Source organism: Psychrosphaera sp. 1_MG-2023 (assembly GCF_030548245.1).
Taxonomy (GTDB): Bacteria; Pseudomonadota; Gammaproteobacteria; order Enterobacterales; family Alteromonadaceae; genus Psychrosphaera; species Psychrosphaera algicola.
The window spans coordinates 112833-128621 of the sequence record NZ_JAUORW010000014.1 but is presented as its reverse complement, the minus strand read 5'-3'; the positions used below and the strand labels follow the sequence as shown (position 1 = coordinate 128621).

17 protein-coding genes and 2 tRNA genes are annotated in these 15789 nt (G+C 40.8%); 14 read left to right on the top strand and 5 right to left on the bottom strand.

The window, feature by feature from the left end; genetic code table 11:
* Positions 1-78: 78 nt before the first annotated feature.
* Positions 79-170: transfer RNA gene (locus Q4575_RS14390), tRNA-Ser, on the bottom strand.
* 45 nt (positions 171-215) lie between these two features.
* A tRNA-Ser gene (locus Q4575_RS14385) sits at positions 216-307 on the bottom strand.
* Positions 308-809: 502 nt separating this feature from the next.
* Between Q4575_RS14385 and Q4575_RS14380 the strand changes: the two genes are divergently transcribed.
* The 6 genes from Q4575_RS14380 (at position 810) to trxC (ending at position 3537) form a co-directional block, all read left to right on the top strand.
* Positions 810-1475, top strand: a complete 666-nt coding sequence (locus tag Q4575_RS14380) for a Bax inhibitor-1/YccA family protein (protein ID WP_215964845.1) — start codon at positions 810-812, stop codon at positions 1473-1475.
* Between the two features lie 267 nt (positions 1476-1742).
* Positions 1743-2102, top strand: coding sequence for a sulfurtransferase complex subunit TusD (tusD, locus tag Q4575_RS14375; RefSeq protein ID WP_215964844.1), 360 nt, complete (start codon positions 1743-1745; stop codon positions 2100-2102).
* On the top strand, positions 2099-2470 hold the full coding sequence (gene tusC, locus Q4575_RS14370; RefSeq protein ID WP_215964843.1) for a sulfurtransferase complex subunit TusC: 372 nt from the start codon (positions 2099-2101) through the stop codon (positions 2468-2470). The genes tusD and tusC overlap by 4 nt, the downstream gene beginning before the upstream one ends.
* A 12-nt stretch (positions 2471-2482) precedes the next feature.
* Positions 2483-2752 carry a DsrH/TusB family sulfur metabolism protein gene (locus tag Q4575_RS14365; protein WP_303523297.1) on the top strand — a complete coding sequence of 90 codons (270 nt, stop codon included), beginning with the start codon at positions 2483-2485 and terminating at the stop codon, positions 2750-2752.
* 9 nt (positions 2753-2761) lie between these two features.
* The gene (locus Q4575_RS14360; protein WP_303523296.1) at positions 2762-3091 is read left to right on the top strand and encodes a TusE/DsrC/DsvC family sulfur relay protein; all 330 of its coding nucleotides are present in this window, start codon (positions 2762-2764) and stop codon (positions 3089-3091) included.
* A gap of 8 nt (positions 3092-3099) precedes the next feature.
* Positions 3100-3537, top strand: coding sequence for a thioredoxin TrxC (trxC, locus tag Q4575_RS14355; RefSeq protein ID WP_368393318.1), 438 nt, complete (start codon positions 3100-3102; stop codon positions 3535-3537).
* Positions 3538-3621: 84 nt separating this feature from the next.
* Here trxC and Q4575_RS14350 read toward each other — a convergent pair whose 3' ends face one another.
* On the bottom strand, positions 3622-5781 hold the full coding sequence (locus Q4575_RS14350; protein ID WP_215964840.1) for a M3 family metallopeptidase: 2160 nt from the start codon (positions 5779-5781) through the stop codon (positions 3622-3624).
* Between the two features lie 651 nt (positions 5782-6432).
* Between Q4575_RS14350 and metK the strand changes: the two genes are divergently transcribed.
* The gene (gene metK, locus Q4575_RS14345; protein ID WP_215964839.1) at positions 6433-7584 is read left to right on the top strand and encodes a methionine adenosyltransferase; all 1152 of its coding nucleotides are present in this window, start codon (positions 6433-6435) and stop codon (positions 7582-7584) included.
* Positions 7585-7728: 144 nt separating this feature from the next.
* Here metK and Q4575_RS14340 read toward each other — a convergent pair whose 3' ends face one another.
* Together Q4575_RS14340 and Q4575_RS14335 are read right to left on the bottom strand one after the other, a co-directional pair.
* A complete protein-coding gene (locus Q4575_RS14340; RefSeq protein ID WP_252736562.1) occupies positions 7729-8742 on the bottom strand; it encodes an ABC transporter permease in 1014 nt (337 codons plus the stop codon).
* Between the two features lies 1 nt (position 8743).
* The gene (locus Q4575_RS14335) at positions 8744-9652 is read right to left on the bottom strand and encodes an ABC transporter ATP-binding protein (protein ID WP_215964838.1); all 909 of its coding nucleotides are present in this window, start codon (positions 9650-9652) and stop codon (positions 8744-8746) included.
* Between the two features lie 212 nt (positions 9653-9864).
* Between Q4575_RS14335 and rsmE the strand changes: the two genes are divergently transcribed.
* From rsmE to ilvN, 7 genes are all read left to right on the top strand, one after another.
* Positions 9865-10596 (top strand): 16S rRNA (uracil(1498)-N(3))-methyltransferase, encoded by a 732-nt coding sequence (rsmE, locus tag Q4575_RS14330; RefSeq protein ID WP_215964837.1) that lies wholly within the window; start codon positions 9865-9867, stop codon positions 10594-10596.
* A 21-nt stretch (positions 10597-10617) separates the two neighbouring features.
* Entirely contained in the window at positions 10618-11571 is a 954-nt protein-coding gene (gene gshB / locus Q4575_RS14325; protein WP_215964836.1) for a glutathione synthase, read from the top strand.
* A gap of 64 nt (positions 11572-11635) precedes the next feature.
* On the top strand, positions 11636-12193 hold the full coding sequence (locus Q4575_RS14320) for a YqgE/AlgH family protein (RefSeq protein ID WP_215964939.1): 558 nt from the start codon (positions 11636-11638) through the stop codon (positions 12191-12193).
* Positions 12193-12612 (top strand): Holliday junction resolvase RuvX, encoded by a 420-nt coding sequence (gene ruvX, locus Q4575_RS14315; RefSeq protein ID WP_303523295.1) that lies wholly within the window; start codon positions 12193-12195, stop codon positions 12610-12612. The genes Q4575_RS14320 and ruvX overlap by 1 nt, the downstream gene beginning before the upstream one ends.
* On the top strand, positions 12596-13279 hold the full coding sequence (locus Q4575_RS14310; RefSeq protein WP_303523294.1) for an NAD(P)H-binding protein: 684 nt from the start codon (positions 12596-12598) through the stop codon (positions 13277-13279). The genes ruvX and Q4575_RS14310 overlap by 17 nt, the downstream gene beginning before the upstream one ends.
* Before the next feature lie 243 nt (positions 13280-13522).
* A complete protein-coding gene (locus Q4575_RS14305) occupies positions 13523-15283 on the top strand; it encodes an acetolactate synthase 3 large subunit (protein WP_252736564.1) in 1761 nt (586 codons plus the stop codon).
* Positions 15283-15780, top strand: a complete 498-nt coding sequence (gene ilvN, locus Q4575_RS14300; RefSeq protein WP_215964833.1) for an acetolactate synthase small subunit — start codon at positions 15283-15285, stop codon at positions 15778-15780. Before Q4575_RS14305 ends, ilvN begins: the two co-directional genes overlap by 1 nt.
* Positions 15781-15789: the final 9 nt, after the last annotated feature.

Sequence of the window (15789 nt, the reverse complement as noted above, 5' to 3'; positions counted from 1 at the left end):
GCTCAATAAGCCGATATTTAGGCGTATATTACAGGCAATAAAAAACCCCAGTGATATTAATCACTAGGGTTGTTTATATGGCGGAAAGCGAGGGATTCGAACCCCCGGAAGGTTTAACCCTTCGCCTGATTTCAAGTCAGGTGCATTCGACCGAGCTCTGCCAGCTTTCCATTAGTCGATGTAATCGAGTTGTAACAACTCGATGTAAAAATAAGTGGCGGAGAGGGAGGGATTCGAACCCCCGGAAGGTTTAACCCTTCGCCTGATTTCAAGTCAGGTGCATTCGACCGAGCTCTGCCACCTCTCCACTTGATGGGGCGCATATTAGTGACCTAATCGCCTGATGTAAAGTGTAAATCTAAAAAAAACGTAAAAAAGTGAGTTGAATGGTGCTTTTTAAACCACTGAGGTTGAATATTCATCAAAAACCCCAAAAACAAAGAAATAAGCGGCCAAATTTCAAACACCAATATTATTGCTGTTATCATCGAATAAAAATTTTAACGCTAGCCTAAAAAATACCAAAAACTTAGCGACTAGTTGCAGTAAAAAACAAATTTAGTTCGAATATTAAGCGGCAATAATTATCGTAAGTGATAATGTTAAAAAACTAAATTGCTGGGAAGCGCTGCCACACAACACTTACAGGCACATAAGTTGCCAATAAGACACAATTAAAATACATAATTAATATTTATTAATAAACTTGAATAAAATTTCTTTACCCCAATGTATTGACCAGAGACGTAATTTGGTGAAAACTACGTTTAGTTTGTCATAATTATTTTGTTGAATAACAGGAGTTCACAATGGACAGCAGAACAGCGTATCAAAGTACTGAAGCATCTGTATTACAGACGAATAAGGTATTACGCAATACTTACTCATTACTCGCGATGACGCTTGCCTTCGCTGCTATCGTCGCTGGTGCAGCAATGGCATTGAATTTACCACACCCAGGATTAATCCTAATGTTGGTTGGATTTTATGGCTTGTTGTTTTGGGTTCATAAAGCGGCGAATTCATCTACTGGCTTAATTGCAGTATTTGCTTTCACAGGCTTCCTTGGTTATAGCCTTGGACCAATACTAAATATGGTTATCGGCGCAGGCGGCGGCGAGATTGTTATGACTGCGCTTGGTGGCACAGCCCTAACCTTCTTCGGTGTTTCGGCTTATGCATTGACGACTAAACGTGACTTGTCATTCTTAAACGGCATGATGATGGCAGGATTCTGGGTTATTATTGCAGCAGTAGTTGCAAACATTTTCCTAAACCTTCCAGCGTTATCGTTAGTCATTAGCTCGATGTTTATTTTATTCTCATCTGGTGCAATTTTGCTTCAAACTCAAGCAATTGTGCGTGGTGGTGAAACAAACTACATCTTAGCAACAGTGACGTTGTTTGTATCGATTTACAACATCTTCCTAAGCCTTATTCAGTTACTAACTGCATTTGGTGGTAGTGACGATTAATTTCGTTACCTTACTTAATCATTAAAAGCCTCACATAGTGAGGCTTTTTTTTGCCACTTTTTCGCCATTGTTTTTCACACCTGACCAATCACTTAAATGATTTACTCTATAGCTTGTTTATTGTTTGTCGCCGCTTTCTTCCGTGCCCTAATTTCAGATTTAATTCAGTATTCTTTTTTAACGTAAAGTATTAGCAAGTTGTGGTAGATGTAATACAATGACGGCACTACCCTTACATTGTGTTTTGAATTCATTAATGAGTGTTTTATGAATCGCTTTATTCTCGTATTACATTGCCCGCCTTGGTCTCACCAGAGTGTGGCGACGGCCTGCCAATTTGCTCAAGCGGCCATTGACCGTGGAAATTCAATTACAGCGGTTTTTTTGTATCAAGACGCAGTATTAAACGGGTCTAATAATTTGGATATGCCCTCTGATGAGCTCAATGGTCAATCGCAATTAGTTAACTTAAATTCACAACATAATATCCCGCTATTGATGTGCGTGACTGCGGCGGAAAAACGCGGTGTTAATGCCAATGCACTGCACCCGAGCTTTACCCTTTCCGGCCTAGCTGAATTTGCTGAGCTCACCACTGAGTCTGACAAAATGGTGCAGTTTAAATGAATGACCAAGTCATAAACGACATATTAATCATCCATACACAAAGTGCGTTGAATGCGTTAGCTGGTAAAGAAGCATTGGATTTGTCTTTGATTTTTGGCGCATTTGACCAACGGGTCAGTGTGTTATTTTTAGGATTAGGCGTGACTCAGTGTTTAATTGAGCAAACCCCCGAACTGATAGGTCAGAAAGACTATTTGAGCACCTTTAAATTACTTGAAATGTACGATATAGAAGAAACATTCGTTTGCCAAAAGTCATTAAACAAGTTGGGATTCCATAAAAAAAATGTGATGCCAAGCGTACTGACATTAGACCCCGGCGGCATTATTCAGTTAAAACAAAACGCCAAACACATTTACGTTATTTAAGTTGAAATAATCATGACCACAACAAATAGCTTGCACATCTTATTTACGTCCGATCAATGGAACAACGTGAAACAACTTTTGTCTAGTGGCGACAAAGTGGTATTTACTCAGGACGCTGTGTATAGGTTGCCTACGATAAAACCCATAGATAACATCAGCTTTTTCGCTCGAGAACTTGACTGTAGCGCCCGACATATAAGGGAAAATGAACACTTTGAAATGATTAACGACCTGCAGTGGGTCGAGTTTTGTGAAAGCGCAAATAATATATTAAGTTGGTAAATAAGCACCATGATCGAATTTAACGGCACTTCTTATGAAACAGATAAACATGAATACCTGCTCAATTTAGACGATTGGAGTATAGAACTAGCCACTCATATCGCAGAATTAGAAAACATCACAATGACAGATAATCACTGGGAAGTGGTTAATTTTGTCCGAAATTTTTATATCGAATTTAAAACCAGCCCGGCTATACGTCTATTAGTCAAAGCGATGGCAAAAGAACTCGGGGCAGATAAAGGTAACAGTATTTATCTTTATCGATTGTTCCCAAAAGGGCCTGCAAAACAAGCGACTCGAATTGCAGGGCTACCAAAACCAGCTAAATGTATTTAGGAAAAACCGTGACCACATCAATGTTTATAACTTGCTCCACCTGTTTTGCTAAAAATCGCGTACCTGAAGATAAGATTGAAGCGGATGGCATTTGCGGCAAATGTAAAAACAAATTACTTTTGGGCGCACCAATTGAACTGACAGACGCCAACGTCTTTAAATTTATCCAGAACAATGACCTACCTGTCGTAATCGACTTTTGGGCTGACTGGTGCGGTCCCTGTAAGTCTTTTGCGCCACACTTTCAGCAAGCCGCCATGGCCTTTAAACACACCTATCGCTTTGGCAAATTAAATACTCAAAACGCTCAATCGAGCGCAGGCATGTTTAATATTCGTAGTATTCCAACCTTAATCGTATTTAAGCAAGGAAAAGAAGTTGATAGAGTCTCTGGGGCATTGCCACCACAAGACTTAACGCGTTGGTTGCAGTCGCATATCGGATAGTTTTTGGCGTATATAATTGGGTTAAAAACAAAAAAGGTTAGCAAAATTGCTAACCTTTTTTAATACTTCAGAGTAATCCAATACCTATTTTGGCACTGGGAAGCCTCTGTCACGCATTAGTGCTTCAACTTTAGCATCACGTCCTCTAAACAAACGATACGCCTCTGCAGGGTCAATAGCGTTGCGTACAGAGAACAAATGGTCGACCAACTTCTTCGCCATACCTTTGTCGTAATAACCACCTGGTGAGCCTTCAAATGCTTCAGCTGCGTCAGACGTTAATACTTCTGCCCACATATAACCGTAGTAACCAGCAGAATAACCTTCACCTGAGAAAATATGCCCAAAATGTGGCGTTCTATGACGCATAACTAATTCAGACGGCATACCCATTTCAGCGAGTGTTTCACGTTCAAATTTATCTGCATCTAAACCCGCCGGGTCCATGCTGTGTAATTTAAGATCAATTATTGCAGACGCAAGATACTCCGTGGTTTTAAACCCTTCGTTAAATGTTGCTGCTTTTTTGATTTTAGCCACTAGATCAGCAGGAATTGGCTTACCTGTTTTTTGATGCGTTAGGTAGTTATCAATAACCGGATCCGTTGTTAACCAACGTTCTAGCAATTGCGACTGGAATTCAGTGTAGTCACGAACACCACCATTTTGCGATGGGTATTCAACTTGAGACGACAGTGAATGCAAAGCATGACCAAACTCGTGGAATAAGGTTTCTGCATCAGACCAAGAAATAAGTGTTGGTTTGCCCGCCTCACCCTTGATGAAGTTAGAGTTATTTGACGCCAATACATTGGTTTTACCCTGGAAAGTTGTAAAGCTGCGGTATGAGGTTGCCCATGCACCAGAGCGTTTGCCTTTACGAGCGTATGGGTCTAGATACCAGACACCGACATGTTCGCCAGTAGATAGCTTAGTGACTTCCCATACTTTTACATCTTCATGGAAGACAGGAACAGAGCCCTCTTTGACCGCGTCAAATTTAAAGTCAAACAACTTACCAGCAACATAGAACATCGCTTCACGTAAGTTATCAAGTTGTAGGTATTGTTTCACTTCATCTGAATCTAGGTCGTATTTAGCTTTACGCACTTTTTCGGCGTAAAAACGGTAGTCCCATGGTTCAATTTTGATATTTGCTTTTTCAGCATCTGCTACGGCTTGCATATCCGCAACTTCTTCTTTTACGCGAGCGATCGCGGCAGGCCAAACAGCATTCATGAGATTAAATGCGTTTTCAGGATTTTTCGCCATACGGTCTTCAAGACGCCATTCAGCGTAATTTTTATAACCGAGTAATTGAACACGCTCATGGCGTAACTTTAGGATTTCAGCGATATTTTTATTGTTATCAAATTCATCACCGTTATCGCCACGACTATAGTATTTGTTCCATACTTCTTTACGTAACTCACGCTCGTCTGAATACGTTAAAAACGGGTCCATCGAAGAACGCGTGTTGGTAATTGCGTATTGACCTTCTTTACCCAGCGCTGCTGCAGCAGATGCAGCCGCTGTGATTACCGACTGCGGTAACCCACCAAGTTGTGACTCATTTAAATAGGTAACATAGTTTTCTTCGTCGGCTAATACGTTATTACCAAAGTTAGTGTGTAGCTCTGCCAAAGCTAGGTTAATAGCAGCAAAACGTTCTTTATCTTCAGCAGATAATTTAGCGCCACTGCGGACTAAACCTTTGTAGCTGTTTTCAACTAAACGTTGTTGATCTTTACGTAACGTCTTCATTTCTTTGCTTTCGTAAACGGCTTTGATCCGAGCAAATAATGTTTCGTTCTGGCTAATCTGAGAATAATGCTTAGAAATTAATGGTGATAACTCTTTACCCACTTCGCGTACTTCCGGTGACGACATGTTTGAACGCCAAATTCCGTAGTATGTCCATACGCGATCTAAATCTTCACCAACGGCTTCTAATGCAACGATAGTATTTTCGAAAGTAGCCGGCGCTTTATTATTCGCAATTGCTTCAACTTCAGCTAAATGCGATTTCATTGCGATTTTAAAAGCCGGTATCAAATCGTCAAGTTTTACAGTGTCAAACGCTGGTACACCTTCAAATGGACCTGTCCATGGTTTCAAAATAGTGTTTGTGGTATTTTGCGCTGCAGATACCTCAGCAACAGGTGATTTAACATCACTGCCGCCACAAGCTGTTAAGCCACCAAGCAGAGCGACCGCAACTGCAAGTTTTATCGATTTTTTCATTAGATTAACCTTTTGTTATTGTTACAAACATATAATCAGAGGCAACACCTACCTGCAAGGGTTTGCGTGTTCAACGACCTATTTTACAAGCTGAACTTTGTAAAGATTTTTATCCTTTCGTAAAAACGTTCAAGTTTTATGGCCAAACTGAGTAAAACAACGCCTTATCCCAATTCTAAGCCTTAACAAGCCTATCGATATATTCATTAGGCATTGGACAATAAGCCCATTTTATTTGAGTACCATATTTATCGGATTTGTCTCCTGAGTCGCTCTGCTTACCTTCTTAATGTGGTCGAAATTCAACAAAATTAACGCACTTTTTGTTGTGTTTAATTCTGGCCGATTGACTTATTAATTGTGAGCAATGGCACAAAATAGTGCCTGTTATCAACTTGTCTCCTCGCTTTACGTGCTTTTTGTTAATAAACAAATGTCGTTTTATCATCAAATTATTTATTTTTTAAATCAAACCAGCCCCTCTAAATAGGTGCATTGAAAGCAACATTAGATACGTATAGACGTCTAGATGTAAAAAAGTATTAGGTGTTAGCACTGTTTTTGGATTAAAATTACGTAACTTTGGCTAATAATCAAAATAGCTAAACACACTAATTTTCAAAATAAGTTTTCATCTGAGAGAAATTATTCATGGCAAAACATTTATTTACATCAGAATCTGTTTCTGAAGGACACCCGGATAAAATCGCGGATCAAATATCTGACGCTGTACTTGACGCAATATTAGCGCAAGATCCTAAAGCTCGAGTTGCCTGCGAAACATACGTTAAAACCGGTATGGTCATGGTTGGTGGTGAAGTAACTACTAGCGCTTGGGTTGATATCGAAGAATTAACTCGCAATACCGTAAAAGAAATTGGTTATGTGCATTCAGATATGGGTTTTGATGCAGATTCATGTGCCATTTTAAATACCATCGGCAAACAATCGCCAGACATTAACCAAGGTGTTGATAGAGCAGACCCTAGTGAACAAGGTGCCGGCGACCAAGGCTTAATGTTTGGTTATGCATGTAATGAAACTGAAGTTTTAATGCCTGCGCCAATTGAATATTCTCATCGTTTAGTTAAACGTCAAGCGCAAGTGCGTAAAGACGGGACACTACCGTGGTTGCGTCCAGACGCTAAATCACAAGTTACCTTTGCCTACGAAAATGGCAAGCCAGTTGGGATCGACGCCGTTGTTTTATCGACTCAACATTGTGACTCTATTACCCAATCAGATCTTGTTGAAGCGGTTATGGAAACTATCATAAAGCCAACATTACCGGCTCAATGGTTAACGAAAGAAACTAAATTTTTCATTAATCCAACAGGTCGTTTTGTCATCGGTGGACCAATGGGTGATTGTGGTTTAACAGGTCGTAAGATCATCGTTGATACCTATGGCGGCATGGCTCGTCACGGTGGTGGTGCATTCTCTGGTAAAGATCCATCAAAAGTTGACCGTTCGGCTGCTTATGCGGCTCGTTATGTTGCCAAGAATTTAGTTGCTGCTGGTTTAGCTGACAAAGCCGAACTTCAAGTTTCCTATGCAATTGGTGTTGCTGAGCCAACGTCAATCAGTATTGAAACATTTGGCACGGGTAAATTTGAAGAAGATAGAATTATCCAACTTGTTCGTGAACACTTTGATTTACGTCCATACGGTTTGATTCAAATGCTTGACTTAGAACGTCCAATATATAAAGCGACCGCAGCCTATGGGCACTTCGGTCGTGAAGAATTCCCTTGGGAAAAAACCGACAAAGTTGAAGCGCTTAAAGCGTCTGTTGGTTGGTAAAAAAGCAAAATTAAAAAAGCCCCAGATAACCGTCTAATAAATGGTCACTGGGGCTTTTTTATTGCTACCGTTTTATCCAATGCTCACTATCGCAATAAGTGCCTTTTTGCAATAGTGAGCTGTTATCATAACTCAGCAAGTCGCTTAACGACCGTCACCGTCCCAGCGAAACATAAGCGCGCCAATTGTCAGAAAAACAAATGTCATCACCGCTAATGGAATAGTGTGCGTGGACAATGCAACAAAGTCAGCGCCTTCTATCATCACGGCTCGAGCCCCTTCCACCAGATGAGTTAATGGCAAAAAGTAGGATATTTGTCTAATAAACTCAGGGCTCCCCTCCAATGAAAACCAAACACCGGATAAGATCATCATTGGCCAGGTGACCAAATTTAGCAACCCACCGGTTAATTCTTCACTGCGACTGCGAGAAGACAACAACAGACCTAATGAAATTAACGACATCGCCCCTAAAACAGCGACAAGTAATAAGTTCCAAAACGAGCCCAACATATAGAAATCGAATATAAAATCACATCCGGCAAATACTGAACCCGAAATAGCAATGACTATCCATAGACGCGAGGTGATCTGCGCCGCTAAAAACTCGATGGCTTTAACTGGCGTGGCATTAAGTCGTTTTAACACCATATTTTTACGGTAACGTACGATGACATAACCTACACCAAATAAACAACTGAACATCATGTTCATGCCCAAAATTCCTGGTAATACCCAATCGACATAACGAATGGCTCGGCCATCAATAAACGACGACTGCCAACGCTCGTCAATAGCACCTGACAGCATCTTTTGAACGATATAGCTGTTTGCTGAAGATTCGTTTTGCCAAATCTTTTTATTCGTGTGGTCTATCACTAAATCAAGTTGATGACGCTCCAATTTGGTCATCGCAGCGTCAATGTCTTGATAGTCGACAAAATTGATAAAACGCACATCGCTAAAGGCACTAAAGTTATCGGGCTTATCTATCACACCAACTTTGTAAACGTCTTTATCATTGTCGGAGAAAACCACCGCAAAACCCGCCAACAACAAAACCGGAAATATAATGCTCCAACTAAGTGACGATTTGTCTCTGAAAAATTCTAAATTGCGGGCTTTTAAAATGGCCCAAAAGCGCTTTAATGCCAACATGTTATTCTCCCGCCTTTACGTCAATAGTAGGTCCAGTAAGCGCATGACCTGTAAGTTTAATAAATAGATCATCTAAGTTTGCGGATTTAACTTGCAAGCCATCAAGGGAAATTCCCTGCGACAGCAATTCCGTTATGGTTTTTTCAACATTAATGGCATCAATATCATAAAAACCATCACCGTAAGGGCGAGTCCCACTTGGTAAGGTGTGCCCTTCTAAATTTGGTTTTGGTAAGCGGATAATCGCCCCTGAAAAATGCTGTTGTAGTAGATTATCTGGGCTGTTATGGGCAATGATTTCACCACGGTCCATAATCGCAATTTCGTCACATAAATACTGAGCTTCATCCATATAATGCGTTGTGATGATAATGGTTTTACCCGAGTTTTTAATCTCAGTAAGCAGATCCCAGAAGTTACGCCTAGCGTGGGGATCAAGCCCTGTTGTGGGCTCGTCCAAAAATATGATCTGTGGGTCATTCACTAATGCTAAGGCGAGAAGCAAACGTTGCTTTTGTCCACCTGACAATTTTTGGTGATTACGGTCTTTGACTTCAACCAAGTCACACATAGTGATGAGTGTATCCGTTGCCAACGTATTTTTATAAAAGGAAGCAAATAAGTTAATGGTTTCGGTGACCGTTAAGAAGTCTTGTAGAGCAGTTTGCTGGAACTGTATGCCTATCTGGTCTAACGCCGCTTTTGTCAACGTTTTACTAAATAACTTAATTTGGCCTTTACTCGGTGGGGTTAAGCCTTCCATCATTTCTATAGTTGTTGTCTTTCCAGCGCCATTTGGGCCCAACAAACCAAAACAAGTCCCAGGTTGAATATCAAATGAGACATTATTGACGGCAATAACATCTTTATATTGTTTAATTAATCCTTCGACAGAGATAATAGGATCCATTTGCACTCCTTAAATAAAGCCGTGCCGCATAATAGCAATTCAAGGTATATTTTTCATAGAAAATTAGTAACAAAAAACTTGGGTTCGACGCAATAAACTAAAGCAACTGAGGCTTAACGAATTATTGTTCATTAAAAAAATAGTTATGTGATAACCATAGGCATATCAAAATCAGCCTGCTAAAATTGCAAAAAAAAGCAAATAGAAACGCCATGAGAATACCTCGAATTTATCATTCTTCACCATTGCAATTAAATAGCAACTGCGAGTTAGACTCGGACGCTGCAAATCACGTCGCTAAAGTATTACGTTTGAAACAAGGTTACAAAATCATACTGTTTAATGGCGACGGGCACGATTACCTTAGCGAAATTACGGATGTGAGCAAAAAGTCAGTCCAAATATTGCCTCTAGAAAAAGCCGCGATTGAAAATGAGTCACCGTTAAATATTCATTTGGCTCAGGGCATTTCCCGCGGTGATAAGATGGATTTTACCATCCAAAAATCCGTTGAATTAGGCATTATGGAGATCACACCAGTTTTTACTGAACGTTGTGGCGTTAAATTAGCTGGTGAACGATTAGAGAAAAAACACCAGCAGTGGCAAAAAATAGCAATCTCGGCCTGTGAACAAAGTGGTCGCGCTATTATTCCTGTTGTTCACCCACCAATCAGTTTGTCTGAGTTTTTAAAACAAGAAACTAACCAACTGAAGTTGAATTTACACCCTAAAGCCTCCACTTCTATTAAAACGATTACAATACCTGACAGTGGCGTCCGTTTTATTATCGGCCCAGAAGGTGGTTTAAGTGACGAAGAAATTCGCCAAGCAGGTGACGCCAATTACACAGACATTCAACTTGGCCCAAGAGTATTACGCACTGAAACCGCCGCGTTAACCTTATTAGCATCACTGCAATTTCAGTTTGGTGATTTAGCTTAATTTTTAATACTAGGATTAAAAATGACAAAAAAACTTGGCATTGTGATGGATCCCATTGCAGATATTAATTTGAAAAAAGATTCGAGCTTTGCAATGTTGCTGCAAGCACAGGCACGGGGCTATGAATTGTACTACTTTGAAATGAACGACCTATTTTTAGAAAATGGTCGAGCATATGGTCAAGCGCGTCAATTAACCGTACAAAATGTGGTGGGCGATCACTTCACTCTTGCCGAGTCTAACGACATATTATTGTCTGATCTAGACGTGATACTAATGCGTAAAGATCCTCCTTTTGATACCGAATTTATTTACGCCACCTATATTTTAGAGCGTGCAGAAGACGAAGGTACTTTGATCGTTAACAAACCTCAAAGTCTGCGTGATGCTAATGAAAAATTATATACCAGTTGGTTCTCAGAGTTTACACCGCAAACATTAGTAACTCGCAGTGATAAACAGATCCGGGCTTTTTATGAAAAACATGGCGATATCATCCTCAAACCACTTGATGGTATGGGTGGAGCGTCTATCTTTAGAGTTAAAGCCGGTGATCCTAACCTTGGTGTGATCATTGAAACACTTACGGCACACGGTACTCAATTTGCTATGGTCCAAGCGTTTATCCCAGATATTTCTAATGGCGATAAACGGATCCTGATTGTAGACGGTGAACCTATGCCTTATTGCCTTGCTCGCATACCAGCAAAAGGTGAAACCCGCGGTAATTTAGCGGCTGGCGGTCGAGGCGAAGCACGTCCACTGTCGGACACCGACTGGAAGATTGCCAATGCAATTGGGCCTACATTAAAAGCTAAAGGCCTAATATTTGTTGGCTTAGATGTGATTGGTGATTTTGTCACCGAGATAAATGTTACTAGCCCAACGTGCATTAAAGAAATTGAAGCAGCATTTGACGTAGATATTACAGGCGCACTGTTTGACGCTATTGAACAACGCATAAGCGCGCAATAGTAAAACAAGCACATTCTCAAAAGCGCAATTAATAGGAGTTTTAATGACGGCAGAAATTACAGAAATCACCAATTTAACGAACCAACTATTGATTGCGATGCCTTCTTTAGATGGTTCATTTTTTGGTCGGTCAGTGACCTACATTTGCGAACACGATGATCAGGGCGCAATGGGCTTGGTCATTAACAAATCATCTGAGATCAGTGTTAGTCGACTGTTAAACGAAATTGACATTGAAACCAGTGAATCATCGGCATTGTCATCAAAAAATGTGCTAACAGGTGGTCCGGTGCAAACTGACCGTGGTTTTGTATTGCACACAGGGGGCAAAATTTGGACTTCAAGTATAGCGCTTCCGGGCGACATCAATGTAACAACGTCGAAAGATATATTGCAAAGCTTGTCAACCGAGCAAGCACCTGATCAATTTTTATTAACTTTAGGCTATGCAGGATGGTCGGCTGGTCAATTGGAAGATGAAATGGCGAACAATGCCTGGTTAACAATTGAAGCTGACCACGATATTTTATTCAATACCCCAGTTGAAAAACGTTGGGAAAGAGCAATCCAAAAACTGGGCATCGACATCAGTCAACTGTCCGCAATTTCAGGACACGCTTAATGAAGTCAAAAACCATTATTGGTATCGACTACGGCACAACTAGCATTGGTTTTGCAGTAGGACAATCATTAACCGGTACGGCATCCCCCCTTGAAGCTTTACGAGCGAAGGATGGTGTACCTCAGTGGGACCAAGTTGAAAAGCTACTTACCACTTGGGAACCAGACCTAGTGGTTGTCGGATTGCCACTTAATATGGATGGTACAGAACAACCGATGACTGCCCGCGCAAAAAAATTCGCCAACAAGATCCATGGTCGCTTTGGTTATGCCATAGAAACCCATGACGAACGTCTGACTACAGTTGATGCCAAGGCAGATTTATTTGCATCCGGTGGCTTTCGTAACTTAAAAAAAGGTAATGTTGACTCACAATCAGCAGTAGTTATATTAGAAAGTTACTTTGAAAACTGCTACTAACCCCAAACGCGCTTTAGTTATTGGCGCAACAGGCCTTGTCGGTCAATCATTAATTACTCAGTTATTGGCCGACGAACACTATTGTCAAGTTATTAGCTTCAGTCGCTCTGACTTACCCGCTAAATTTACACACAACAAATTGGTCCAGATAAAAACAGACTTTGACCACCTTGAAGCCCATGTTCAAGATATTGTTGGCGACACGGTATTTTGTTGTTTAGGTACCACAATTAAACACGCAGGCAGTCAACAGGCAATGATTAGAGTTGACCAAACCTACCCAGTTGAGTTTGCAACATTAGCTAAATTAAATGGCGCAACTCGGTTGGTTTTTATTTCTTCCATTGGTGCAAAAGTCGGCGCGTCATCGTTCTATTTAAATTTGAAAGGCGAAACGGAACACCAATTATTGCAACTTGGTTTTGACCACTCGTTAATCGTCCGTCCAAGTGTATTAGTCGGCCCTCGTCCAGAGAAACGGATAGGTGAAACTTTTGGGAAATATGTTTTAACTGCGTTGCAATTCATACCTTTTATTAGTCAATATAAGCCAATTACTGCCGATACGGTTTCCCGAGCGATGTACCAGATAATAGCTGATCAAAAACAATCCGTTACAATTACAGAAAACCGAAGATTACAATCTTTTAAAAAACCCGAAGATTAGAATCTTTTAAAACTAAGATGGGCTATTTTTTAAGTAATATTGAAACGCCAAAATTAAGTATCCCCACACCTTCCTGGTTAAAAATCACACTATTATTTAGTAAATAAACGGTTATCGCACCAATCGTCCTAACATAGATAAATTTATTTTACTTATTCGGCGATTTGCCCTTGTAATCGGTGTGCGAATTAGAGTAAAAACGTAACTAGCTACGATCAATAAGTTTTGAAGTGAGAAAATACGATGGAGAAGAATTCGCCAACCATGTTATCCGGTGCGGAAATGGTAGTGCAAGCGTTAGAAGACATCGGGGTAAAACACCTGTTTGGTTATCCTGGTGGCGCGGTATTAGATATATACGACGCTTTGTTTGAACATAATAAAATAGAACACATTCTTGTCCGTCACGAACAAGCCGCCGTTCACGCTGCAGACGGTTATGCTCGTGCTACAGGTGACGTAGGTTCTGTCCTTGTGACCTCAGGTCCAGGCGCAACCAATACCATTACCGGCATCGCAACAGCATATATGGATTCTATCCCACTTGTTGTATTGTCTGGTCAAGTTCCAACCACTGTTATCGGTGAAGACGCATTCCAAGAATGTGACATGGTGGGTTGTTCTCGCCCTATCGTAAAACACAGCTTTTTAGTGAAACGAGCTGAGGATATTCCTGAAGCTATCGCTAAAGCCTATTACATTGCAAAAACAGGTCGACCGGGCCCTGTTGTTGTCGATTTACCTAAAGATATCGTCAATCCAAAAATTAAAGCGCCTTATGTAATGCCTGCTGAAATTAATATGCGGTCATATAACCCAACGGTTAAAGGTCATTCAAAGCAAATTAAAAAAGCGGCAGAAATTTTATGTGCTGCGAAGCGCCCTATTTTGTACACCGGTGGCGGTATTGTAATTGCCAACGCATCTGAACAACTCACTGCGCTTGCAGAAAAACTAAATGTACCGGTAACAAATACTTTAATGGGGTTAGGCGGTATTTCTGGCGTTCATCCTCAGTTTGTTGGCATGTTAGGTATGCACGGCACGTATGAAGCAAATAAATCAATGTCCAACGCTGATGTGATTTTTGCCATCGGTGCTCGATTTGACGACCGTGTAACTAACAACGTTGCTAAATTTTGTCCCAATGCCACTATCGTTCACGTCGATGTAGACCCAACGTCTATTTCTAAAACCATTCCAGCGAATGTGCCAGTGGTAGGTGAAGCGAAAAAAGTTATTGAACAATTGCTTGCTTACATCGACAGTCATGATCTCAATACGGACCCTGAAGCCATGTCAACTTGGTGGAAGACGATTAACGATTGGCGTGCAGAAGACAGTTTGGCTTATAGCAAAATTGACAACCAAATTATGCCGCAACAAGTCATTGAATCGCTTTACAAGGTGACAAATGGTGATGCTTACGTTACGTCAGATGTCGGTCAGCACCAAATGTTTGCTGCATTGTACTATCCGTTTAAAAAACCACGTCAATGGATTAACTCAGGTGGTCTAGGCACAATGGGCTTTGGTTTACCTGCTGCGATGGGGGTTAAATTAGCGTTTCCTGATGCTCATGTCGCCTGTGTGACAGGAGACGGTTCAATTCAAATGAACATTCAAGAACTAGCGACGTGTTTACAATACGGTATTCCAGTTAAAGTGATTAACATCAATAACTCAGCTTTAGGCATGGTTAGACAATGGCAAACCATGTTTTATGATGGACGTCATTCTCATTCTTATATGGACTCACTTCCAGATTTTGTCAAACTAGCAGAGGCCTATGGTCATGTTGGTATCCGTGTGACAGACCCAGCGAAACTAGATCAAGCCATGGAAGACGCCTTTGCAATGAAAGACAAATTAGTCTTTATGGATATTGTTGTTGACCAGTCAGCACATGTTTATCCAATGCAAATCAAAGGTGGAAAAATTGACGATATGGTTTTAGCACCTAAGGGCAAAGTCGCAGGGGAAATTCAAGGGGAGAAAGAATAATGAGACGCATCCTATCTATTTTATTGGAAAATGAAGCTGGTGCCCTTTCTCGCATTGTTGGATTGTTTTCGCAACGTGGCTATAACATTGACAGTTTAACTGTGTCTAAGACCGACGACGACAGCTTATCGCGTATTACGATTACAACGGAAGGCGATCAACGTGTTATCGAGCAAATTACCAAACAAGTCAATAAGCTTGTTGACGTTTTAAAGGTTCGAGAACTAACGGAAAGTGCCCATGTTGAACGTGAAATCGTGCTTGTAAAAATAGCAGCTGACACAAACGAACAACGTGAAGAAATAAAACGCTGTGCCGATATTTTCAGAGGCCAGATTGTTGACGTTGCAAGCCGTGCTTACACCGTTCAAATGCTTGGTACTTCAGGCAAAGTTGACGCCTTTATTGATGTTATGAGAGATAACGGAACGATTATTGAAACCGTACGCTCTGGCGTAGTTGGTATCGGTCGTGGTGAAAAGGCATTAAAACCTTAAGGCACTAGT

Coding starts and splice junctions, on each gene's coding strand:
- Q4575_RS14380 (WP_215964845.1), top strand. CDS start 810: ATGGACAGCAGAACAGCGTATCAAAGTACTGAAGCATCTGTATTACAG.
- tusD (WP_215964844.1), top strand. CDS start 1,743: ATGAATCGCTTTATTCTCGTATTACATTGCCCGCCTTGGTCTCACCAG.
- tusC (WP_215964843.1), top strand. CDS start 2,099: ATGAATGACCAAGTCATAAACGACATATTAATCATCCATACACAAAGT.
- Q4575_RS14365 (WP_303523297.1), top strand. CDS start 2,483: ATGACCACAACAAATAGCTTGCACATCTTATTTACGTCCGATCAATGG.
- Q4575_RS14360 (WP_303523296.1), top strand. CDS start 2,762: ATGATCGAATTTAACGGCACTTCTTATGAAACAGATAAACATGAATAC.
- Q4575_RS14350 (WP_215964840.1), bottom strand. CDS start 5,781: ATGAAAAAATCGATAAAACTTGCAGTTGCGGTCGCTCTGCTTGGTGGC.
- metK (WP_215964839.1), top strand. CDS start 6,433: ATGGCAAAACATTTATTTACATCAGAATCTGTTTCTGAAGGACACCCG.
- Q4575_RS14340 (WP_252736562.1), bottom strand. CDS start 8,742: ATGTTGGCATTAAAGCGCTTTTGGGCCATTTTAAAAGCCCGCAATTTA.
- Q4575_RS14335 (WP_215964838.1), bottom strand. CDS start 9,652: ATGGATCCTATTATCTCTGTCGAAGGATTAATTAAACAATATAAAGAT.
- rsmE (WP_215964837.1), top strand. CDS start 9,865: ATGAGAATACCTCGAATTTATCATTCTTCACCATTGCAATTAAATAGC.
- gshB (WP_215964836.1), top strand. CDS start 10,618: ATGACAAAAAAACTTGGCATTGTGATGGATCCCATTGCAGATATTAAT.
- ruvX (WP_303523295.1), top strand. CDS start 12,193: ATGAAGTCAAAAACCATTATTGGTATCGACTACGGCACAACTAGCATT.
- Q4575_RS14305 (WP_252736564.1), top strand. CDS start 13,523: ATGGAGAAGAATTCGCCAACCATGTTATCCGGTGCGGAAATGGTAGTG.
- ilvN (WP_215964833.1), top strand. CDS start 15,283: ATGAGACGCATCCTATCTATTTTATTGGAAAATGAAGCTGGTGCCCTT.